Source organism: Microbulbifer okhotskensis, from assembly GCF_023895975.1.
In the GTDB taxonomy this organism is placed as follows: domain Bacteria; phylum Pseudomonadota; class Gammaproteobacteria; order Pseudomonadales; family Cellvibrionaceae; genus Microbulbifer; species Microbulbifer okhotskensis.
This window is the reverse complement of sequence record NZ_JALBWM010000073.1, coordinates 1-22905: the sequence shown is the minus strand read 5'-3', so window position 1 is coordinate 22905 and position 22905 is coordinate 1. Positions and strand designations below refer to the sequence as shown.

19 protein-coding genes are annotated in these 22905 nt (G+C 49.3%); 6 read left to right on the top strand and 13 right to left on the bottom strand.

The window, feature by feature from the left end; translation table 11 throughout:
• Positions 1-572 precede the first annotated feature (572 nt).
• A complete protein-coding gene (locus MO867_RS15105; RefSeq protein ID WP_252470602.1) occupies positions 573-1349 on the bottom strand; it encodes an alpha/beta hydrolase in 777 nt (258 codons plus the stop codon).
• 27 nt (positions 1350-1376) lie between these two features.
• Complete coding sequence (locus MO867_RS15100) at positions 1377-1679, bottom strand: putative quinol monooxygenase (protein ID WP_252470600.1); 303 nt, start codon at positions 1677-1679, stop codon at positions 1377-1379.
• Between the two features lie 107 nt (positions 1680-1786).
• On the opposite strand from MO867_RS15100, the gene MO867_RS15095 reads away from it, so the two are divergent.
• Positions 1787-1945, top strand: a complete 159-nt coding sequence (locus tag MO867_RS15095; RefSeq protein WP_252470598.1) for a hypothetical protein — start codon at positions 1787-1789, stop codon at positions 1943-1945.
• 384 nt (positions 1946-2329) lie between these two features.
• A complete protein-coding gene (locus MO867_RS15090; RefSeq protein ID WP_252470596.1) occupies positions 2330-2743 on the top strand; it encodes a helix-turn-helix domain-containing protein in 414 nt (137 codons plus the stop codon).
• Between the two features lie 337 nt (positions 2744-3080).
• Here MO867_RS15090 and MO867_RS15085 read toward each other — a convergent pair whose 3' ends face one another.
• From MO867_RS15085 to MO867_RS15075, 3 genes are all read right to left on the bottom strand, one after another.
• Positions 3081-6233, bottom strand: coding sequence for an efflux RND transporter permease subunit (locus MO867_RS15085; protein ID WP_252470594.1), 3153 nt, complete (start codon positions 6231-6233; stop codon positions 3081-3083).
• A complete protein-coding gene (locus tag MO867_RS15080) occupies positions 6227-7765 on the bottom strand; it encodes an efflux RND transporter periplasmic adaptor subunit (protein ID WP_252470592.1) in 1539 nt (512 codons plus the stop codon). The genes MO867_RS15085 and MO867_RS15080 overlap by 7 nt, the downstream gene beginning before the upstream one ends.
• Before the next feature lie 181 nt (positions 7766-7946).
• Positions 7947-8351, bottom strand: coding sequence for a hypothetical protein (locus tag MO867_RS15075; protein WP_252470590.1), 405 nt, complete (start codon positions 8349-8351; stop codon positions 7947-7949).
• A gap of 240 nt (positions 8352-8591) precedes the next feature.
• Between MO867_RS15075 and MO867_RS15070 the strand changes: the two genes are divergently transcribed.
• Together MO867_RS15070 and MO867_RS15065 are read left to right on the top strand one after the other, a co-directional pair.
• Entirely contained in the window at positions 8592-8795 is a 204-nt protein-coding gene (locus tag MO867_RS15070) for a hypothetical protein (RefSeq protein WP_252470588.1), read from the top strand.
• Positions 8796-9294: 499 nt separating this feature from the next.
• Positions 9295-9852 (top strand): hypothetical protein, encoded by a 558-nt coding sequence (locus MO867_RS15065; protein WP_252470586.1) that lies wholly within the window; start codon positions 9295-9297, stop codon positions 9850-9852.
• 185 nt (positions 9853-10037) lie between these two features.
• On the opposite strand, the gene MO867_RS15060 is transcribed toward MO867_RS15065, so the two are convergent.
• The 5 genes from MO867_RS15060 to MO867_RS15040 all read right to left on the bottom strand — a co-directional run bounded on the left by MO867_RS15060 (position 10038) and on the right by MO867_RS15040 (position 16843).
• A complete protein-coding gene (locus MO867_RS15060; protein ID WP_252470584.1) occupies positions 10038-10487 on the bottom strand; it encodes a PaaI family thioesterase in 450 nt (149 codons plus the stop codon).
• A 21-nt stretch (positions 10488-10508) separates the two neighbouring features.
• The gene (locus MO867_RS15055) at positions 10509-11465 is read right to left on the bottom strand and encodes a DMT family transporter (protein ID WP_252470582.1); all 957 of its coding nucleotides are present in this window, start codon (positions 11463-11465) and stop codon (positions 10509-10511) included.
• An 82-nt stretch (positions 11466-11547) separates the two neighbouring features.
• Positions 11548-13650, bottom strand: coding sequence for a 3-hydroxyacyl-CoA dehydrogenase NAD-binding domain-containing protein (locus MO867_RS15050; protein WP_252470580.1), 2103 nt, complete (start codon positions 13648-13650; stop codon positions 11548-11550).
• Between the two features lie 46 nt (positions 13651-13696).
• The gene (locus MO867_RS15045) at positions 13697-14899 is read right to left on the bottom strand and encodes an acetyl-CoA C-acyltransferase (RefSeq protein ID WP_252470578.1); all 1203 of its coding nucleotides are present in this window, start codon (positions 14897-14899) and stop codon (positions 13697-13699) included.
• A 66-nt stretch (positions 14900-14965) separates the two neighbouring features.
• Positions 14966-16843, bottom strand: a complete 1878-nt coding sequence (locus MO867_RS15040) for an acyl-CoA synthetase (protein WP_252470576.1) — start codon at positions 16841-16843, stop codon at positions 14966-14968.
• Between the two features lie 478 nt (positions 16844-17321).
• On the opposite strand from MO867_RS15040, the gene MO867_RS15035 reads away from it, so the two are divergent.
• Complete coding sequence (locus tag MO867_RS15035) at positions 17322-18521, top strand: acyl-CoA dehydrogenase family protein (RefSeq protein WP_252470574.1); 1200 nt, start codon at positions 17322-17324, stop codon at positions 18519-18521.
• 27 nt (positions 18522-18548) lie between these two features.
• The gene (locus tag MO867_RS15030; RefSeq protein WP_252470572.1) at positions 18549-19676 is read left to right on the top strand and encodes an acyl-CoA dehydrogenase family protein; all 1128 of its coding nucleotides are present in this window, start codon (positions 18549-18551) and stop codon (positions 19674-19676) included.
• 116 nt (positions 19677-19792) lie between these two features.
• Here the strand turns inward: MO867_RS15030 and MO867_RS15025 are convergent, their stop codons facing one another.
• The 3 genes from MO867_RS15025 to MO867_RS15015 form a co-directional block, all read right to left on the bottom strand.
• Complete coding sequence (locus MO867_RS15025; RefSeq protein WP_252470570.1) at positions 19793-20593, bottom strand: IclR family transcriptional regulator; 801 nt, start codon at positions 20591-20593, stop codon at positions 19793-19795.
• Between the two features lie 332 nt (positions 20594-20925).
• Complete coding sequence (locus tag MO867_RS15020; RefSeq protein ID WP_252470568.1) at positions 20926-21969, bottom strand: methyltransferase; 1044 nt, start codon at positions 21967-21969, stop codon at positions 20926-20928.
• Positions 21962-22905 (bottom strand): phenylacetate--CoA ligase family protein (locus tag MO867_RS15015; protein WP_252470566.1); only part of this gene is annotated, 944 nt, incomplete at its 5' end. The genes MO867_RS15020 and MO867_RS15015, both read right to left, overlap by 8 nt.

Here is a 22905-nt window from a genome sequence, read left to right as displayed (position 1 = left end):
GCTGACCGTTCTTTTCCAGGGGATTAACTGATGCACTTCAAAGTTGAATGCAGGACGTATAAAATAAAAATGAGACGGAGGTCTGGTACTTGTGTTAGGTTGACTTAATTTGAGTTTTTTGGTAATGACTATTTCGTATATAGATTTTTATTGGCTGATCCTTTTTGTTTTTAAGGTGACTGTGCCGTATTTTTAATTATGCCAGGGGAAAGCAACCCAAGTCCCCCATTGATTTTGGAGGGAGAATAAAAGTAGGCCGTGCGCTTAGCTATTTTTGCCATCCTTCTACGGTTTAAGGCAATTAAGAAGGTACAAGCGATGGGCATTAACGGAATGCCTGGTCGATCGAGAATAGAGGGCGTGGTTTCACGAATGTTGCCCCGATTTTTAAATGCAGCTGACGGACATTCCAATCTATCAGTTCCAGATAAATGGGCAGGCTCTCGGCCTATTCAAGCGTGTATTTTTGTTGGGTGTCCAGCGTAGATTCCCCTCAGTAATAGCCGCCTTGCTGCTAAGTAATTTCCGCATTTAGGCCTGACGATATTAATCGTGATGGCTGCGACGAGAGGTTATTTTTCGAGTTGTTGAATCACCCAGTTGCTGCAAAATTCTGCGATTCGAGGCCATTCGGGTTCCAGTATTAAATAGTGACCGAAGTTTTCAGCAATATAGAAGGTGGTTTTTTTATCCAGGTGTTTGTTGGCTATTAAGCGTGCCGTAGAGGGGGGGGCTGCCAGGTCGTCGCTACCAGAGACCATCAAAATGGGGCAGCTGATATTTTTATAATCAATTTTTGTAGTCTTGTTGTTATCAAAGATCCAGAAGAACAGTTCGAAAAGTACTCGTCCAGATTCTGGCCCCAATCGGTAGAAGACTTTATGTTGCTCATCGATGTTGAGTTTATTCAGCCCAAATTTTGCCATTGTTTCGAAGTCGGGTAGTAGCACGTCCTCCCAAAATTTTCCGGCAGTCATAAATAGCTTGCCGAGTGCTCGTTCTTCCTCTGTGGTGGGGAGTATCCCCCAGTTGATGCTTCCGTTAAGTAGTACTATCGCTCGTGCCAAACCCATAGTTGCCAGTTTCTGTGCAATTATTCCGCCCAGGGAATGGCCAACCAGAATAGGCTTTTGGTGTAAAGCCTGTACAAATGCGGTTATGTCAGAAATGTAATCAGCGATACTTACACCTTTAAGGCGTTGCTTCGATTGTTCTGAGTTAAGATTTTCATGGTGGCGATAGCTTGGGCTGTGGCAGTGGAAGCCTTTCTTTGCAAAGTGCTGGTGAAAGTTCTCCATCGCCCAGGGGCCGGCGTTGGTACCATGGATAAAGACAATAGGGGTATCCATAACCGGCTCCTGGTTGATCCGAGTCCCTTAAACTTTGGCGGCGAGGATATCCGCAGTCATAATTTGAGGCGCTGATGAGAGTAGTTCGTCCGCTTTCCCCAACAGCGCTGTCGCGATCTTGCCGTTTAAATGCGCGGTTAGGCTCTCTTCACTGTTAAATGTATCGAAAATTGCAAACTGGGTGGTATTGATTTGTACCGCATACCAGCTAATGGTTCCGTACTCTTCCATTGCTAATGGCAGGGCCGAGTTCAGTAATGCCTTTACTTCATCGGCTTTATCAACTTTGGCGTCGATCAATACCACTATGGCGAGTTTAGCTTCAGTCATTGTTTTGTCTCCTGTTGTTTGGTAGTGGGTACCCTAGGAGGACTAAGGCTTGACGATTAGTGTCCCAAAAGACAATGATCGGTTAAATTTCGCCTCCTTGAGAGTTTATGAACCAGATAGTCAGCTTGGCGATGCCTGGGACTCTACCATCGGCATTGACAGGCGTTCAGGATCTGTTTTCCCAGGGTGGCCTTCGCTTATCTGAAAGCCAGCACTCCCTGCCCCCCGAAATCATAGTTGCCAGCGCTGATGGCGCTGACACCTGAGACGCGCAGGGGAGGTGCTTTGCATGTAAGCCATGGGGTGTCACAGTTATCCTGCTGTGACGCAGTGATAATCCCCAGGTTTATGCCTAACCAATTTAGTGTTGCCCCTGAACAGCTGCTGGATAAATCGACACACGAATGGTTGCGAACACAGTATAGGCCGGGGGCGATCATCGCGAATTTTTGTAGTTGAGTCTTGGCATTGGGTGAAGCGGGCCTATTAAATGGGCGGCAGTGCACGACAACCTGGTGGTTACACAATGAGCTGAACTCTCGTTTTAGTCATGCCTGCCTGCTATGGGCCAGTGGATTACTGTAGATCTCAATATTGTGACAGCAGGTGGCCCTGTGTCTTGGATAGATTTGGCTCTGCAAGTGATTTAGATGATAGCTGCTGATCAAGTCGCAACCAAAGTGGCTGATTTTGCCGTTGTGGATCCCCCCCCACGCTCGCAAACTTTACATGTACCAAAAGGCTATCGGGTTTCAAAAGAGCAGTTCTTGGTGGAGGTTGAAAATATAGTCCGTCAGCACTTTGGCCAACCATTGAGCAGTCAGTTTCTGGAAAAAGAGTTGTCGATATCAGAGCGAACGCTGTATCGAAGATTAAAGCAGTTGATAGTCCTAGCTCCTAAAAAAATTATCGATAGCCTCTGTATGGAATATGCGCGGAGTCTTTTCTTAACCCTGTCAATAAAATTTTCCTGTGTTACGCAAGCATTGGGTTGTTCAGATGATGCGGTTTTTCGGCATGTATTTAAGTTTCAAGTTGGAATGTGTCCAAATCAATATAGATAAAAACAACAATAGAACAATTAGCCGAGAATATTTGAGATTAAGATAGAATATATGGTTACTGAATTAATATTTGTGGTTTTTCTTTTTTTGTAAACCATTTATTGGTGCTTAGCACAAGGAAAAGTGATCTTCCATTATGGCGATACGGATTGTCTTTGGTAAGAGCCGAAGATCCTGTTGCATACTGGTTCTATAATGTACTTGAGGTTTTTAATTTAGTGGTCGGCATTTGGACTATTATTTCTTAGGTTATCAGATCCCCTGTTTAAAAGTGTCGGGATTGCACAAGCCTTGGAACAGCTGGAGCCGCCAAGGCTTGTTTTATCAATATCTTCTCTTAGCTTTGTACCTTTCTATTCCTATTATCAGCCTTCCACTGATAAAACACACCAGGCATCACCAGCAAAACAAATAGCAATGTCGTTATAGTGCCGCCCACCATCGGTGCCGCAATCCGTTTCATCACATCTGCGCCGGTGCCATTGGAAACCATCACTGGGATCAATGAAATTAATAGCGTTAAGCTGGTCATCAGCATTGGGCGAATACGGCCTGCTGCGGCTTGGGCGACTGCGATGGTGTCGTTATTGCCTTGCCGCAATTTGTCATCGCCGATGGCAGATAAATAGTGCAGCATCAAGAGTCCCATTTCTGCGGCGAGGCCGGCCATCGCGATCATGCCTACCCATACCGCCACGCTCAGTTTGTAGTCGAGCAGATACAGCAACCAGAAGGCACCGATTAATGCCATTGGCATGGCGGCGAGTACGAACAGGGTGTCGGATAATCTGCCGCGGTGCAGGTAGAGCAAGAAGCATACGGCAAGCAGGGTCAGAGGTACGAGCCATTGCAGACGGGACTTGGCGCGTTCCATGTATTGGTATTGGCCGGCCCAGGCAATGCGCTGTCCTGGTATCAGGTTCACCTGATCGACCACAACCTGCTTCGCGCGGCTTACGTAATCCGCTACGCCCACATCGCCTTTCAAGTCGACAAATACCAGGCCTACCAGTTGCCCATCTTCGTTGCGAATCATGGGTGGACCGGTACGGAAATCGAGATCGGCCAGTTGATTGAGGGGTACCTGGGAGCCATCTGAGGCGGGCACCAGGATTTGCTCCAGCTGCTCCGGCGTATCCCGGTAATCGCGGGCGTAGCGCACCAATACATCGTAGCGTTCACGACCTTCGATGGTTTGGGTCGCAGCCAACCCCCCAGCAGCTGCGGCAATTACATCTTCAATGTCTTGCACGTTCAAACCGTGACGGGACGCTCGTGCTCGATCTATATCGAAGTCGAGAAAGTAACCGCCGGTAAGGCGCTCGGCGAAAACGCTACGGGTATCTTCTGCTGTACGCTGGTCGCTGCGTAGGGCTTCCTCAATTCCGAGGGCAGTTTGCTCGATTTCCTCCAGGTTATCGCCAAAAACCTTAATGCCCAGCTGGCTACGCATACCGGTGGCGAGCATTTCGGTACGGGTTTGGATCGGCATCCACCAGATATTAGGCATGCCAGGATAGTGCAGTTTCTCATCCATTTCTGCGAGTAAGTCATCCCAGGTTATACCGGGGCGCCATTTATCTTTGGGCTTCAAGGTAATAACCGTTTCCACCATGGAAAGTGGCGCAGGATCGGTAGCGCTGTCAGAGCGACCAATTTTCCCAAATACGCGCTCCACTTCAGGAAAGGTTTTCAGCTCTGCGTCCATTTGCTGTAGTACTTTACCGGCCTCGGTCACAGACATACCGGGTAGGGCGGTGGGCATATACAGGATACTGCCTTCGTTGAGCGGCGGCATAAATTCACCGTCCAACTTGCTGATGGGGTAGGCCACGGAGACCAATGCGATTACAGTGAGGGCAGCAACCACTTTGCGCTGGCGCACACAAAAGTGAATCACCGGCTGTAGTGTGCGGATCAAAATACGAGTTACCGGATTTTCCCTGGTACGGATTTTTCCGCGCATCAACAGCACGGCCAGGGCGGGGATCAATGTAATCGCTAGGAGCGCGGCGAAGGCCATGCTATAGGTTTTGGTGTAGGCGAGGGGTTTGAACAATCGGCCTTCGGTCGCTTCCAGGGCAAATACTGGCAGGAACGATACGGTGATAATGATCAGGGAGAAAAAAATACTTGGCCCGACTTCCTGCATGGCTTGAATAATCAGTTGTTTGCGTTCGCCGGAAGTTAAATCCTTATCGCCGCCGCTAGACAGTTTTTTGTGGATGTTATCCACCATCACCACAGCGGCATCCACCATTGCGCCGATAGCCACAGCTATCCCTCCCAGTGACATAATGTTGGCGGTTAGCCCTTGCATTGAGAGGGGTATAAAAGCCAATAAAACAGCAATAGGCAGAGTGATCACGGCAACCAATGCAGAGCGCGCGTGGAGAAGAAAGAGTGCAATTACCGCGGCAACCACCAATATCTCTTCGATCAGGGTGTTCTTGAGGTTATCTATCGCACTGTCAATTAACTGGGAGCGGTCATAAGTCACCACCAGCTCCACGCCTTCAGGAAATCCGGCTTTAATTTCTTCGATTCGGTCTTTGACTCGGTCAATGACTTTCAGCGCATTTTCACCGTAACGCATCACTACAATGCCGCCGACAGTCTGGCCTTCACCGTCCAATTCGGCGATACCGCGCTGCATTGCCGGTCCCAATGTGATATCGGCGACCTGATCCAGGGTTACCGGAATCTTTGCAGCATTGACTCCAATTACTACCTCTTCGAGATCTTCGACACTGCGGATATAGCCGCGGCCACGCACCATATGTTCATGGCCGGCAATTTCTAACACTCGCCCACCCGTGTCGTTGTTACTGCGGCGAATAGCTTCGACCACTTTACCCAAAGGCACTTTAAACATTTGTAAGCGGTGGGGATCTATTTGAACCTGATATTCTTTTTCATAGCCGCCGATGGAGGCCACTTCAGCCACGCCTTCAACTGATGTCAGCCAATAGCGCAACTTGAAATCCTGGAGGGCGCGCAGTTCTTGCAGGTCGTGTTTACCGCTGCGGTCTACCAGTGCGTACTGAAAAACCCAGCCAACTCCGGTGGCGTCTGGGCCTAGAGTAGGTTGAACATCTTCTGGCAGTTGGTCGGCCACCTGGTTGAGATATTCGAGCACCCTCGAACGGGCCCAATAAATATCTGTGCCATCTTCAAAAATGGCATAGACAAAACTGAGTCCGAAGAAACTCTGTCCACGCACATATTTGACTTTGGGCAGTCCTAACATGGCGGTGGAAAGAGGGTAAGTGATTTGATCCTCTACCAGATCCGGACTGCGGCCGGGCCAGTCTGTCATCACGATTACCTGGACGTCGGACAAGTCTGGGATTGCATCCAAGGGAACACTGATAAGGGCCCTGTAGCCGGCGAGGGCGGCAACTGCGACAAGAATCAGTGTGATGCCCGGTTTGCCAGCACAGAGGCCGATCAGGCGGGCGATGAGCCCTTTGGGGTTGCTATTTACCACTGTTGTGCTCCCGATTTCAGACGGCTCTCTGCCGCAATCAGGAATACCCCGGAGGTGATAATCTTGTCGCCTGCCTGGAGTCCAGAGCGAATCACAATCCTATCGCTGTCACCGTAACCAGTACGCACTTGCACGGGTTCCAGGCGACCCTGCCCTAAGTCTCGGAATACGATGCGTTTCTTGCCGGAAATCAGTACCGCATCTCTCGGGACGACTAAAAGGTTGCCGAGTTCGGCGCTCAATATAATATCTGCAAACAGTCCGGGGCGCAGTTCGCCATCGGTGTTGGGCAGTGTGACGCGCAGGCGCGCACTGCGATTGCTGTGGTTGAGGAAGGGGTCGATCTGGGTGAGTGTTGCCGAAATTTCCTCGTGATAGACGTTAGTGAGACGCACCTTAGCGGGCATGCCTTTGTGCAAAAGCGGTAGCTGATCCTCGTACGCGTGGGCTTCAATCCAGACCTGGCTCAGATCTGCGATACGCAATAGGTTGTCGCCCTTTTCAAATGCCGAACCTGGGACGATATTCTTTTGAATCACTACGCCACTGACTGGAGAGAAAATCGGGATATAGTCCTGCGCTTTTTGCTGTTCAACCAGCCAATCGATCTGCTCCTCAGATAAGCCCCACAAAAGCAGTCGCCTGCGAGCCGCTTGTTCTAAAGCATCGCCGCGGCGACGTGCTCTCAGGTATTCGTCTTGAACAGCAAGTAGTTCTGGGCTGTAGACGGTAAACAAGAGCTCGCCGCGCTTAACTTGTTTACCCTCAAAGTCCGCATCCAGATCGCCGATCCAGCCATCAAAGCGCAGGCTAATATCCCGAAGCCGGGTTTCGTCATAAGTTACCTGGCCGTGCAGGTGAATGGGCAGGGTGAAGGCTTGTCTTTCTACGGTACCGGTTTTGATGCCAATGGACTGGCGCCTACTGCTGTCTACCATAATACTGCCACTCTGCAGCTCGTCATGACTAACTGGTTGCAAATCCATGCCACAGATGGGGCAGTTGCCGGGGGCGGCGCCTCGCACCGAGGGGTGCATGGCACAGGTGTAGTAGGCAGTATCGGAAGGCTGCGGTGCTGATTTCAAGCGGAGCCCTTTACGGTTTGTGCTCATGTCGAAGGCCAGGTCGACATGGCGATCATGACCCGTGGATACATCCACTACCAAGGGCCAGGAACCCACCATGGCCAGCTCTATTTCACCGGTAAAGATACCGGGGCTGGATTCATGGAAATCTGCGACGGCGCGCATTGCCGGCATAGCCCCCATGGCCGGCATCTCGGCAACCGCGCGAACATCCGCTCCAGATACCGGTATGTCCTTTGCATCACGAATTTCAATACGAATCTGGTTTTTACCGGCGCGCGGTTTTAGGGGATCTACCGATACAGCAATTTGGAACGGGCCAGCCTGAATAAAGTCCACGCCATCGGCGTCGGCCAGGTCGGTAGTTTTCTTCCAGTAGAAGGCCGCGCCTGCTGCCGCCAGCATCAGGGTGAAGGAGATATAACTCAGTGTTTTTGGGAGGCTCATTAGCGATCTCCCTGCAGGAAAATCTTAAGCATCGGGGTGCCAGGGGCACCATCCACTACTTTTTTGGCAAAGGCAGCAACGGTTCGTTGGGAAATCAAAGGGTTCACTCCTGGAACAATCTTTCTGAGCCCCGTCAGCCTTCTGGCTGGGGGAAATTTCGTTAATCAGAGAGAGGGAGTGATCAAATACGCAGGCGCAGGGTGGCAAGCCAGGTTCGGCTACTGGAATGAGAGTTTCTGTGAGTAAATGGTAAATGAGCGGCGCTGACTGGTGGGGCCAGAATTTGAGGCCACTGATACGTTGGCGGAGGTGCCAGCTGTGGCAGCTCCAGATTCAGGTGAGCGGCAGTGAGTGCAACTTGGTGGTCATCTAGAGATGTTTTAAAGGAGACTTGGGCGTCATAGCCACAACAGTCTTCATCTTCGGGGTCTGCCCCTTTGCTCATATGGTCGCAGCAACACTCTGCGTCAGGCTCAGGGCTCTCCATCATTTCACAGGCAAGCACGGTCTGTACCTGCAACATCAGCAGCAGCAGGGCCGCCATTGCGATTAGCTTGGCGCGAAATGTGGATGAGTAGGTTTTCATTACTGATAAATCATACAACAGTGATCGTGCATTCGACAAAGGTTGCTTTCATGGCGTGACTCGCTGGTGTTATTGGGTCTGCCTTAAAGGCTGGAATTTGAGTCACGGAACTTCGTCGTACCCTTGATATCTTTTGGCAACAGTTATAGCACCCGTTAACACAACGGCGAAAAGTTGTTGACGATAGTTAATGAGCCTCAGTGTTAAATATGATTGCCTAAAGCATCACAAGGTGCCCATATGGCATTACCTTCCCGGTTCTGGATGTTTTTGCGCTTCTCATTTTTCGTGCCCGCTTTTGCAGATTCTACTCGTGAGTCCCTAGAGGCGCTATTTGCGACTGACTATGCTCACCATGAGGAGGTTAACCGTGACTGGGTACTGAACAGGGAGCGGCATCTGTTTGCTTGGCAGAAAACGAAAGCGGTTATGAACTGGGTATGACACTGGCTGAAGATCTAAAATCTGGGCTGTTATGTCCTTGCCACCGATCTCGATGAAATGAGAATTCAGGAAAAGTTAGATTTTTTGCTGAAAGAAGGGAGGACTTACTTAAGTTAATTTCTCCCGGGTGGTGAAGACTTCATCACTATCTATATAAAATTAAACAGTAATTTTTCTGCACTGTCACATCTTGTCGACATGGAATGGGCAAAGGTAGTTACAATCTGGACCGGGAGGCTGATGCTTTTGCAGGGAAATTTATCTCTGAAGAGATAAGCGCAATGTTTAGGGAGTCTTTGAGTAGGCACGGGAAGAAAAGACTGGCTGAATCAGCGCGTATTAATACGGCGTTTAAACCGCCGATTGATAAAGTCGTAAATGCGTGTACTTGTCCCCCGGATCAATGCCGGTATAAGGATTCTTGATTATACTTATTAATAATTGATTTTCCGTCAAATCTGGCCGCGTGGCATGGTCTTCACTTTAAGTGGTAGTTGAGATGACCGTAAGAAGGTTCTGTTTTTGTCTTGTCGCGCTCTTCTATTCATTGTCCCCTCTGGCTGATGAGTATATCGTTCAAACGGAAGACTATGATCCCTTGACTCAAATGACGGAGCTATGGCTTAAAGGCGAGGTGTCGAACCGCCAAATCAGGGATCTGGCCCTGCGTGGCCGATATCAAAATAGTTCTGAAGCCAATAACGCCCATGTATCCTTCTTCCTGGATGAAATGCAAGTAATTGCCAGAGGGAACTCCGTATCCGGGCGGTCTGCACAAATATCTGTACAAGTTGATGAGTCTATCTTTGACCTGGATTATGATCTGGTATCCATGCATATGATGATCAACGGTCATGGAAATGGTTTGTCAAGCAAACAGAAATTTCTCCTGGTTACCTTTATGTACAGGCTCGCTGCAGAAGGTTGGGGAAAATCTTCAAGTATTGATGAAATGGAAAAGCACTTAATCTATCGAACGATCAATTATTTATCTGAAATGCCTGCAAATCACAAAATGTGGGTGATAGCGAAGGAGCTTAAATATCCTGTGCATTAGAGCTCCTTAAATTAATGTAAAAGCTTAGATTCAATTTGCACTGTAAAAAGTATGCTTTGCCAGGTAGAAACTCCGGCGTGGTTTAATCCTGATGTCTATAAGGGGGTGCTGGCAGTCCAACCCCATAAACCCAGTATTTCTTGGGTTCGGGAATATATACTCCAAGAGAATAGATTGTACGTGGTTTATAATCTGGATTTTTCTGGTTTCTCTTCAATGGCTTCCCCTTCAAGTATCTCACTGCCACTTCGATAGCGCATAGTCATTTGACCGGTGGCAATTAAAGTCCCTTGGCTGTCATACACTTCAGTAGTTGAGTAAAAAATGTTATGGCCTGAGTTGGTTAACTTGCCGATCGCAGTCAACCGGTTGGTTTTCGCTCGACCGGTAAAGTTCGTGGTCAGTGAAAGCGTGAGGGATTTACGGCGGCGGTTTGGATAAGGGCAGTAGAGTCCGCAGTAAGAACCGGCAACGTCGATTAAAGTGGTAATAAAACCGCCGTGGGGTACACCATGGCTGTTTAAATGTTCCGGCTGAACGATGGCACTGATTAGCACGCGGCCATCTTGCCACTCCTCAATTTTGATGCCCAGATGATCGTTAAAAGGCGGCTGTTTTTTATGTTGCCAGTTCATTAAGTGTTGCCTTGTTAAGAGTTAATTAGGTGAGGAACGCGCGAAGGCAGTGTGTTGGGTAGAAAAATACACAGTAAGTAACCCTGCACCGATCACAAATAGTGTTCCAAGAACCGCTGCCGTATTGGGTAGATGCCGCCAAATCAGCCAACCAAAAAAGCCGGCAATCACCACGCCAAAATAGCTGATTGGGGATACCACGCTGGGTTTGGCATAGCTGTAGGCCTGCGTGTAGAGCCATATAGCCAGCAATACAGAAATGCCATTAAATGCCAGATAGGGCAGGGTCCATATAGGAATCGGTTGCCAGTAGTAGATACCCAGGGGCAGGCTGCAAATAAATGAGATTATGACGTAGTACAACAAAATAAGGCTGGGCCGGTCAGTGCGCGACAGAATACGTGTGCCCACCATAGAAACAGCCAAGGTCAGTCCCGAAAGTAGGCCGAAAAAGTGGCCGTTACTGATCCCGTTAATATCGGGCTGGAGAATCAGAGTAATGCCCATTAGCCCCAGTATGATTGGTAGCCAGTGTATTAGCGTTATCTGTGAACGCGCCCAAATCCACGCAACAAGGGGAACAAAAATTGGAGCGGCATTGCGGAGTAAACTGGCTTCCATCAGCGAGATTCGGCTAAGTGCAGCAAAATAGGCGAAGAAACAGAGCCAGCCCGCAAAGCCCCGCAGCAGGTGTGTTTTCCAGTGTCGGGTGACCAGCTCTTGAGTTGATTGGCGCGCCAACCAGGGCATTAATATTAGCAGGCAGACACTGTATTGGCTGAGCACTATCAAGGGTACGGGTACGATAGAGGATATCCATTTAGTTGCCGCCGCTGCTGTACTGGCCACCATTGCGGTGGCAAACGCAAAGCCGATGCCTTTCCAGTTATTCCTTCGAATATCTGTTTCGTCCCTGGCGTAATGATCTTGCTGTACTAGCGACAGTTCCGGTTCTTCTCTTGTGTTGGGCCTTGTCATAGTGTCGCCAGTGTGGGATCGCATCAAAGCAGGCCACAGGGAAAACCAGTATTGTTACCGATTCTCCCGGTGGCGGTGAGTCTTAACGCTGATTGTGAGCCCAGTTCGCGAATGTTTTGCCCTCCTGCGCAAGTTGGGTTAGCAATGGCGCAGGCGTCCAGTAATGTTCACCGTGCTGGTCACGGAATGCGCAAATGGCGTCGTAGACTTTTGCCAGGCCGATACTATCGGCGTAGTGCATGGGGCCGCCGCGGTGGGGCGGGAAACCGTAACCGTAAACGTATACAACATCGATATCACTGGGGCGTTGGGCTATGCCGTCCTCCAGAATTTTGGCTCCCTCATTGATTAACGCGAAAGTGAGGCGATTAAGAATTTCTGTATCAGAAATTTCCCGGCGCTCTACCCCTTGCTCTTCAGCGTGTGTTTCGATTACCGTCAGTACTTGCGGATCGTTGCTTCGAGCACGGGTTTCCGGGTCATAGTGGTAGTAACCGGCTCCACTCTTTTGGCCCAGGCGGCCCATGCTCACCAGGGCATCGGCAATGCAGTACGTTTTAGGGTCGCCTTTTTCTGAATCGGCCAGGTTCTGCCGCACTTTGTAGCCGATATCCAGACCGGCCAGGTCCCCCATGGCCATGGGCCCCATGGCCATTCCCCAGGATTGCATGACCGTATCAATTTGCTCCGGGGTGGCACCCTCTATCAAGCACAGTTGCGCTTCACGAGCATAAGGCACCAGCATGCGGTTGCCGATAAAGCCATACCCGTTACCGGCCAGAACAGGAGTTTTTTTGATGGTTTTTGCCAGCATCATCGCGGTGGCAATAACATCATCGGCACTTTTTGAGCCGCGAACCACTTCAAGAAGTTTCATGACATTAGCGGGGCTGAAAAAATGCAGCCCTATGACATCTTCAGGCCTACTGGTCGCAGCAGCAATCTGGTCGATATCCTGATAAGAAGTGTTGGTTGCGAGAATAGCGCCGGGTTTGCAGGTTTTATCCAGCTTGGCGAAAATCTCCTGCTTTAGCGCCATATTTTCAAACACAGCTTCGATAACCAGATCTACTTTTGTCAGATCAGCGTAGTGAGTTGTGCCTTCGATCAGCGAGAGGCAGTGCGTTTTTTGGTCTTCTGTCAGCTTCCCCTTTTTCAAACTGATGTTGTAATTTTTGTCGATAATGGCCAGGCCACGGTCAAGAGCGTTCTGGTTGATTTCCACCAGTTTGACAGGAATGCCGGCATTGGCAAAATTCATGGCGATACCCCCACCCATGGTGCCGGCACCAATAATGGCGACGCTGTTAATTTCCCGGGTGGGAGTATCTTTAGGGAGTCCATAGATCTTTTTTGCGCTGCGTTCGGCAAAGAATATATGCCTCAGAGCAGCGGATTGGCTGGAAAGCAGGCACTCTATAAATAGGTCCAGCTCTTTCGCCAGTCCCTCTTCGAAAGGCAACTGAACGGCGGCTTCAACACAAGTGACAATATGCTGTGGTGCGAGCTGGCCGTGTGTTCTTTTTTCCAGTTTCTGGCGAAAGTCGCTAAACAGCCCCTCCGGAATACTGGCCGGATCTATAGTGATGTCCCGAACTCGGCAGGTAGGGGCGTTCCGCTCGATCAATTCATTGGCAAAAGCGAGAGCGCCTTTTAATAGATCATCGCTGATAACCCGATCGATAAGCTTCATGCTCTCAGCTTTTGCAGCCGGGATTGGAGTGCCCTTGGTAATCAATTCCAGTGCTGCAGCAACACCGGCCAAACGTGGTGCGCGCTGGGTGCCCCCGGCCCCCGGTAGTAAACCCAGCTTAACTTCGGGTAAGCCGACTTTTGCAGAAGACAGGGCGCAGCGATAGTGACAGGCCAGCGCCACCTCAAAGCCACCACCCAGGGCGGTTCCATGAATAGCGGCAACTACGGGTTTTCGTGAATTTTCAATTTCTGAAATAACTTCTGATAATGCGGGTGCCTGCGGCGGTTTGCCAAATTCCGTAATGTCCGCACCAGCGATAAAAGTTCGGCCTTCACACAGTAAAATCAGTGCTTTGGATGCATCTCCCTGGGCATTCTTGATGGCGCCCCAGATACCTTCACGCAGTCCGTGGGAGAGTGCGTTGACGGGTGGATTATTAAGTCGAATAACGCCGATATCGCCAACGAGTTCATAATTTACGGTAGACATTGTTATCTCCAGGTCTTGCATGACCGTTAGTTGGTGCCGGTGGTTGTTATATACGCTCTATAATAACGGCGATTCCCTGACCAATCCCGATACACATGGTGGCCAACCCGTAGCGACCGCCGGTGCGTTCCAATTGACGTAAGGCGGTCAATAGAATACGGACTCCGCTGGCAGCAAGGGGGTGCCCAACTGCGATGGCGCCGCCATTGGAATTTACCCGTGAATCTTCGTAATTAATCTCGAGCATTTTCAGGCAGCCCATAGCCTGCACTGCGAAAGCCTCGTTAAATTCCATAACCTCCATATCTGCCAGAGTCAGGCCGGCGCGTGCTAAGGCCTTGCGGGTCGCCAGGACGGGGCCGAGCCCCATAACTCTAGGTTCTACGCCCGCAATGGCGCTGGCTAGAATACGAGCACGGGGTTTTAAGTCTGCAATTTGCCCGGCTTCCAGGTTGCCCATAATCAGTGCCGCAGCGCCGTCATTGATACCGGAGGCGTTGCCGGCAGTAACCCCGCTGCCCTCAAACAGCGGTGGAAGTGATTGCAGTCGCGCAAGAGTGGTGCTGGGGCGGGGGTGTTCATCAGTGGCGATAACACGCGGTGGTTGCTTTCCGCCTTGTGTTACTTCGATGGGAATGATTTCATCAATAAAAAAGCCATCAGCGCGGGCAGCTTTATATTTAGCTTGCGAAGCCACCGCAAAAGCATCACATTCGTTGCGCTGAATATGCAGGTCCGCAGCAATATTGTCGGCGGTTTGTGGCATGGTATGGCAGCCAAACTGTGCAACTATGTCGGGATTGGTAAAGCGTGGACCCAGTGTAGTATCGGCAAATTCCTGGCTGCGATCGAAAGCGCAGTTCGCTTTGGAAAGAACCAGGGGAGCGCGACTCATGGATTCAACACCCCCCGCAATAAACAGCTCACCTTCCGAAACCTGAATACAGCGGGCGGCATCTGCGATAGCGGATAGGCCGGAACCACACAGGCGATTTATTGTAATTCCGCCGGTGGAGATAGGCAGCCCGGCAAGTAAGCCAGCAAAACGTGCGATATTACGGCTGTCTTCTCCGGCCTGATTGGTATTGCCGGCAATGATATCTTCAAACTGCTGGGGCTTGAAGTTATTGCGTTCGACCAAAGTACGAATAACATGCGCGAGTAAATTATCAGGTCTAACGCTAGAAAGGTTACCCCCATGGCGACCAAAAGCACTGCGGCCGCCGTCATAAATATAGGCATGTGACATAGTCAATTTTCCAATGGCTCAATAAATTTATTGAGTTGCAATAGATTTCCTGTGAAATTTCCAAGTTTAATCAAACACCAGTGCCACTGGTAAGTCTTGCAAGGCTTCTTTCGCTGCGGTTTTACTGGAGTTTTCTTCTAGGCGGACTTGTGCAATTTGTCCGCGGGTAGCATCAAAATGTGCTGAAAACTCAGCGCTAATGCTTTTAGCCGCTAGCGCCTGGCCAATGACATATTCGGTGGCACGATTGCGTAATGCTGGCTTGAATACCTTGGCCACAGCAGTTAGCGGAATCTCATCAATAATTTCCACCCGCTTGGGAATAGCGGCGCGTTCAGATATTTGAGCGCGGCAATAATCGATAAGCTGGTCTTCGGTTGGCGGAGTATTTGATGGGTATACGGTGACGTAAGCTACTGGAACTTCCCCGGCATAGGCATCAGGTTGGCCGATAGCAACGGCCATGGCAACAGCAGGATGTCGAGCGAGTGGTTCTTCTATCAGGGCAGGGTCAATATTGTGACCGCCACGAATAATCAGATCTTTGGCGCGCCCGGTCAGGAACAGGTTGCCATCTCCATCGGCATAGCCCATATCGCCGGTATTAAACCAAGTGTGGTCAACCCAGGCTTTGGCATTGTCCTCTTCACAGAGATAACCCGAAAAAATATGCGGTCCCCGTGCCAGCACAATTCCTACTTCGCCAGTGCTGCAGGTTCTAATCAGCCGATTGCCGTCCACCTCGGCAATTTGCATTTCCATATATGGTAAACGCCGGCCGACGCTGCCCTCGGGTGCCTGCATGTCTGTTGGCGGGCGGGCCAGGAGGCTACTGGATTCTGTCATGCCGTAGCCGTTGCTCACCGTCACATTGAATTTTTCCTCAAATGTGGCCTTAAGTCCGGCCGGCAAGGTGGAGGCTCCACAGCCAATATCTGTCAGACAGCTGATGTCATTGTCGCCGACAGGGATTTGCAGTAAGACACCAAGGATTGTGGGCACGGCAGCAAAGCCCTGCACCCGAAAGCGGGCGACGTGGTGCCACCAGTTGGGTAGTACATTGGGAGAGCGAAATCCCGCAGGGGTCATGATGACAATCGTGCGCCCGGCGAGCAAGGTGCCAATACCAGCAACTACAGTGCCAAAAATATGAAACAGCGGCAGGCCGCTAAGGGTAGCGAAGCGACCCTTGCTAGATGTTGTGTCCACGCTGAGCTGGGCAACAAAGGCAATATTGCTGTGAGTCAGTCGGGCGATTTTTGGTCGGCCGGTTGTACCTCCAGTATGAAAATAGCTGGCGATATCATCCCCTTGAATTGTGCGTCCGCTAGTCAAATGATCATCTGGCTGCTTGGCAATTTCCTCAACAAAGTTCATCACCTGGATGCCGGCAGGCACGGACACAATATTTGTCGGTTTTTCACTTATCAGCAGGAGCGTTTTCAGTGTGGGAACCTGCTCAATAACCTGCACCACTTTTTCCCACATCTCTTCACTGAGATCTTGTCCAAGGCCGACCAGCACTTTGGCTTTAGTGGCATTCATAATCTCGACAATATGATCCGGCTCCAGCAACGGATTAATGGGGCTGGCAATGCCTGCGGCCTGCCCCCCCCAGAGAGCAAAGTGGGTTTCCGGTAGGTTGGGTAGTAGCAGGGAGATAGTATCCGAAGGTTCAACGCCGAGGGAGTGGAGTAAATTAGCAGTTTGGTGAACCCGCTCTGATAATTGGGAAAAATTCACGGTCACGCTGTCTTCATCCGGGACAGCGGTAGGCAGGAATTCAATTGCAGTATCCTGCTGGTAGAGGCGGGCAGTTTGGCGGATGAGATCGAAGGTACTTTCCCAGGGATAACGTTGTGACAGCGGTATTTTTTCGTATGTCTGGATTTCTTCTAGAGACTGCAGCATAGGATTGGCGGAGGGCGTGGGCGTGATAGACATGGGATTTCTCTCACTATGGTTTTTATGGTTACGACCATAGCAAAAGTGAATCCAGCATTCCACTCTGCGGAATTAGGTGGTAATGTTTTCCTGTTTAGAAGTGACCGGCGCACTTTTGACAAAATAATGGCGGATAAAAACTCATAAAAATTAAAACTACGCCATCGCTGACTGCTTTGATTTCATGGTGCTGTCACATGGCTGAATTTCGCGACTAAATTGGATTGGTGATTCAAGGATCCGTCAAATATCCAGGATAAATACGCCCTAAATAGCGCTATTGAAACGATAAACTAACTGTACTTAGTACTCCTGAGGGCGGAGGAAAGGATCCATAGAAGTATGGTCATTGTATGTCTGTTCCGCTTGTATAAGGGAACTTCTGAAGTTGAGCGCGGGAGTACTTGCGTAAACAGGGTGAGAGAATTTAGCTGGAAAGGGCTAATAAAAACACCGATAAAAAAACAGGAGCAAGCGAATGAATATAGATTTTTCCTCCGAAGAGTTGGCTTTCCAGCAGGCAGTTCAGAAGTTCCTGCAAGAAAAGTTGCCTGCAGATATCCGCGAATGGACCCTGAAAGAAATTCCCCTCGGCAAGGAGGATTTTGTTCGCTGGCAAAAAATTCTGTATGAACAGGGGTGGGCTGCTACGAACTGGCCGGTTGAGCATGGTGGTACTGGTTGGACGCCAACGCAGAAATATATTTGGGCCAATGAGTGCGCCAACTTTGGCGCACCAGATGTGATTCCTTTTGGATTTAAAATGGTTGCGCCGGTAATTTTCACCTACGGCAGCGAAGAACAAAAACAACGGTTTCTTCCCGATATTTTGGAGAGTAATGTCTGGTGGTGCCAGGGGTATTCAGAACCAAATGCAGGTTCCGATTTGGCCTCATTAAAAACCACCGCAGTGCGTGATGGTGATGAATATATCGTCAATGGCACCAAAACCTGGACTACTCTGGGACAATATGCCGACTGGATTTTCTGTTTGGTACGCACCGGTGGAACTGAGGTTAAGAACCAGGCAGCTATTAGCTTCTTATTGATCGAAATGAATCATCCCGGAATTACTGTATCGCCAATAATGACGCTGGGCGGTCACCATGAGGTGAATGAAGTGCATTTTAATAATGTGCGGGTGCCGGTAGGAAATCGTATTGGCGAGGAAGGCCAGGGTTGGACTTATGCCAAAGTCCTGCTGACCCATGAACGCACAGGTATTGCCCGGGTCGCTTCGTCCAAAAAACGATTGAAAACCTTGAAAAAACTGGCAAGCGAGACTTGTGATGGAGATGCTAATTTGCTGGAAAATCCAGCTTTTTCACAAAAATTGGCAGAAGTCGAAATCGATCTTTTGGCTCTTGAATATACTGAACTGCGTGCACTTGCAGCGGTAAGTACTGGTCAGGCACCAGGACCGGAATCTTCAATCCTGAAAATAAAGGGGACAGAAATCGCCCAACAGCTTGATGAACTCTATATGGAAACCGCGGGCTACTACGGAATGCCATTCGTAAGTAATCAGTTTACGAGTGACTTTGATGGCGAGCGAGTGGGGCCCGGAGTTATTACCAGTAGTGTGCCCCGCTACATAAATAACCGCAAAGCATCAATTTATGGCGGTAGCAATGAAATCCAGAAAAATATTATTAGTAAATGGGTACTTGGCCTGTAAACGCGGCGTCTAATGAGGATTGGAGCGATGGATTTTTCCTATAGCGAAGAGCAGCAGATGCTGCAAAACAGTGTAAGTAAATTTATTCAGCAGGATTATGACTTTGACCGTCGTTGTAAGTTGGTTGCCAGCGATATTGGTTTCAGTCAGGAAAACTGGCAGTTGTTTGCCGAGTTGGGATGGCTAATGGTGCCTTTTAAAGCAGAGGATGGTGGTCTGGGTGGTTCCGCCATAGATTTGATGGTGGTGATGGAGGAATTTGGCCGCGGATTGGTGGTAGAACCCTTTTTGGCCAGTGTAGTGCTGAGTGGCAGCTTAATAGCGAATGGTGCCAGCGAGTCACAGAAGCGGGAGCTATTGGGGTTATTGATGGACGGCCAGTTACAGCTGGCCTTTGCTTTTGCGGAGCCGCAGAGTCGATACAACCTTGCTGATGTGGCGACCACTGCCGTCAGAGAAGGAGACAACTATATTCTGAATGGCCATAAAGCTGTCGTTCTCAATGGTGAGGGAGCGGATAAGCTATTAGTTGCAGTGCGCACCGGTGGCTCCCAGATCGACGGCAACGGTATAACCCTGTTGTTGGTTGAAGCCAATGTCGAAGGTGTTCATCGCCAGGGGTACACCACCGTGGATGGGCACCGCGCGGCTGAAGTGAAGTTCAGAAATGTGAAAGTCCCGGTGGCTAACCGGGTGGGAGAGGAGGGGACTGCCCTGCCAGTGATAGAGAGGGCAATGGATTGGGCCACATTGGCACTGTGTGCAGAAGCAGTCGGTGCTATGGATAAAATCTATAAAAAAACCATTGAATACACCAAGACCCGCGAGCAGTTTGGTGTGGCGATTGGCAAGTTCCAAGCGCTTCAGCACCGAATGGTGGATATGTTTACCGAATATGAGCAGGCTCGGTCCATCCTGTTGATGGCTGCACTACAGCTGGATAGCAACAAAGGCATGGCTCCCAAAGCTGTTTCTGCTGCGAAAAGCCGCACCGGTAAAGCGGCGCGGCTAATTGGGCAGGAAGCCATACAGTTGCATGGTGGAATAGGCGTTACCGAGGAGCTGGATGTAAGCCACTATTTCAAGCGCTTAACGACAATTCAGTACTTGTTTGGCAGTAGTGATTTTCACACCTTACGGTTTGCCGGGCATTAATTTTTACATTCACAGCCGGAGAGAGTTGGCTAATCTTCGGTTGTGAATTTTCGCCTGTATCTATTGGCTTGGATGAATTAAAAAGTCAATCTAGTAAATTAAAGAGCAGGTGGCCCTTAGTAACGAATTAGCATGGCGTTAATATTTCCGACCATGTTTTTCAACAAAGGGGCCACTTCTTTTTCCAGGAATTCAGGGTCGAGCCTATAGGCCGGCCCGCCGGCATTAAAGGTGTAGATATGCCCCTGGCTTAGCTGTAAAGGCACGGCGATACCATTGACATCGCGATTCCAGTCGCCAAAGGAACAACAGAATCCCCGTTTTTGGTAGTTTGCCACAGCCTCTTCAATGCCAGCCTTTACTTTAGGCCAGTGTTCGCCATTTACCTTCTCCAGATGTCCGTAAAAATATTCACGCTCCTCCTGAGGTAGTGCAGCCAGATAAGCTCGCCCTGAACCACTGGAGGCGATAGAAACCCGGTTGCCAATTTCATGGCGAAAGGCAGTAACATTAGCAGGTGCACAAAATTCGACGAAAATCATATCGAGTCGGTCGCGATCGGATAACCCCACTGCTGTGCCTGTGGAATTGGCCAAGTCCTGCATTAAGGGCTTGGCAACCTGGCGGATGGCAAGGTTGGAGACAAATGCATAGCCCAGCGCCAGTACACCGCTGCCCAGTTGATACTTTTCCAGACGGTCAGAGTAAGTCAAATAACCCAATTTTGTGAGCGTGTAGGTCAGCCGCGAGACACTGGAGCGGGGTAGCCCAGTACGTTGGGCAATTTCCAGGTTGCCAAGAAAACCATCGCCTGGTTGAAAAGCTCGGAGTACATCCAGGCCGCGAGCAAGGGCTTCAATAAATTTACGATCGGGTTCGGCATCTTTCTTTCTAGGAAGGTCACTCAACGAAACCATGGGCTCAAATCCTGCTTAGGTCTGAGAATTATACAATTCTTGTATGCTGGGCTGAAGTAAAATATATCTGGTTTTTACGGATAGTTTATTGAAGTACCAGCACAATGCCGCGCAATAGAGATTGACGACCAGTTGGTAAGCCAGCAGCTCTAAGTCGAAGTATCGGAAGCCTAAGCCCCAGGGCGACAAGGAGCACCCCACTCTATCTATACCAGTGTGAGTGCTAACGAACATGATTAAGATTTACTGAGGGGTTTGAACCTGTTTACGGGGTGATGGCTGGGGAACCTTCGCATCAATCTGATTAATAGAGTGGATTTACAAAATGTTTACTATGGTTTTACGGCAGAAATAACAGAAAAATACCCCAAGGCTTGGTAATTTTTTGGTTTGGTAAAGCCTGCTTCCTTAAGCAATCGATAAAGTTGTTCCTTTGAAAATAGCTGTGAGCCATGGTTCATAAAAAGATGAAAGCAAAACAGGATTGGCGTTATGCGGGTATCATCAAATAGCATATCGTGAATAAATATTTGTCCCCCGCTGGGTAGGAGGGCAAAGGCTTTGTTAACTAATGATTGGCAAGTGTCTGATTGCCAATCATGAAGTACGTTACTAAAGCAGATTCCGTCACAACCTCTTGGCCACTCACCTTTGAAAAAATCACCCTCAATCAGGTCAATTCTCTGATTTTTATCGAACTTTTTTATATAGATTTTTGCAGTATTGCATACTGGCGCCAGATCAAATAATAGAGCCCTGCGTTCTGGATAATGATCCGTAAATGCTAGGGCAACGGTACCAGAACCACCACCTGCATCGAGTAAGGTTTGAGACTTATCAAATAATCCGAGAGAGACTGCTTCTACGGCAGAAGCAAACCCCTGTGAGTGCATTAGATGGGTAAAAGCGGCGGCTGAGTTATTATCCATATCATTGTTTTGCCACATGTCCGTTACCGAGCGTCCGGCGCATTCCAGTTCATATACGCGCTTTAAACTGGTTAATATTTTCTTGTCCAAATGATTAATGTCATAGATCAGAAAAGGGTCAAGTAGTACCTCGCCCCAATAGTAATTGCTATCCCTACCTAGATAACATTTTCCAAGTTCTGTATTTTTTAGTTTTTGCTTATCGAAGTGGATATAGCCTAAGTGGCTCAAAATCAGTAGGAAATAGCCTAACCCTTTGTCGCTAAGTTCCAGTTTTTGACTGAGCGCACTGACGGTATCATGCCCCTGATTTATCAACCCTGTAATATCAAGCTGCGCCGCAACCTTAAGGCAGGCAAAGTTATAGTTCCCCATTAGCCGGTCCCACATTGGGGAGTCTGATACAGCTGGGGGGGGGATGCGCCCTGAATTGTGGCTGTTACTCATTGGTGGTCACCCAGATAAATTGAGGTGTTTTATTGGTACGTGAAATACGCTTAAGGGCCTTAACTCTTTGGGATTTAAAGGAAAGTGGATACTGCTTAACTACCGCGGCCAAATTGTGGGCGCCATTTAATAGATGCTTACGTACTTTTTCTGCATCTGCGCGGCCAGTAAATTGTACAATGATTGAGTCCGCTGATTTTTGCGCGCTATCTTTTCTGCAGAGTAATATCTGAACTTCCTCTACGCCTTCGTTCTCATAGGTAAGCTGTAAGAGCCTACTAACACTCAATAGGGCGCTGCATAAACTGACTGAGTCGTCTGCTCTCCCCAAGAGCGCAAGAGCGTTGGGGCGGCCACAAGGGCAAGACGCCTGCTGGATCAGATCCCCTAAACGATAGCGTACTATGGGTACGGTCCAACCATCACCGATGCGGGTTAGCAGTGCGCCTTGATCATCGAGTTCGATAAGTTGATCTGTCAGTAAGTGGAATTTATTTAGATCACAATCCGGACAGTTGACCGCAATGCTGTGGGTTTCCACCGAACCATAATCACACCAAAAACCTGCGGAGGGGAAGGCCCTTTGAACCGTGCGCAGTGTTGTTTTTGTCCAGGTTTCTCCCATCCAAATGATGGTGTCGATGGGGAGAGTGTAGCCGGTTTGTTGTAGCCCCTGAGAAAAATCTGCCAAACCCGTTGGTGCCCCGGCCAATGCATTGATACCCGTGTCCTGTAACATTTTTGCCCAGTTGGTGATTTCACTGGGTGTGAAAGGGCCTGCAGGTATTACGATACTTTGACAGCGCTCAGCCAATGACTGGATAAAATAGTGAGCCCCCCAAAGACGCCCAGGATTGAATAGGTTAAGAAGTATGCTATGGGGGCAGGGCTGTCCCATATAAATCGGTGTAAAAACGAACAGAATAGACCTAGAAT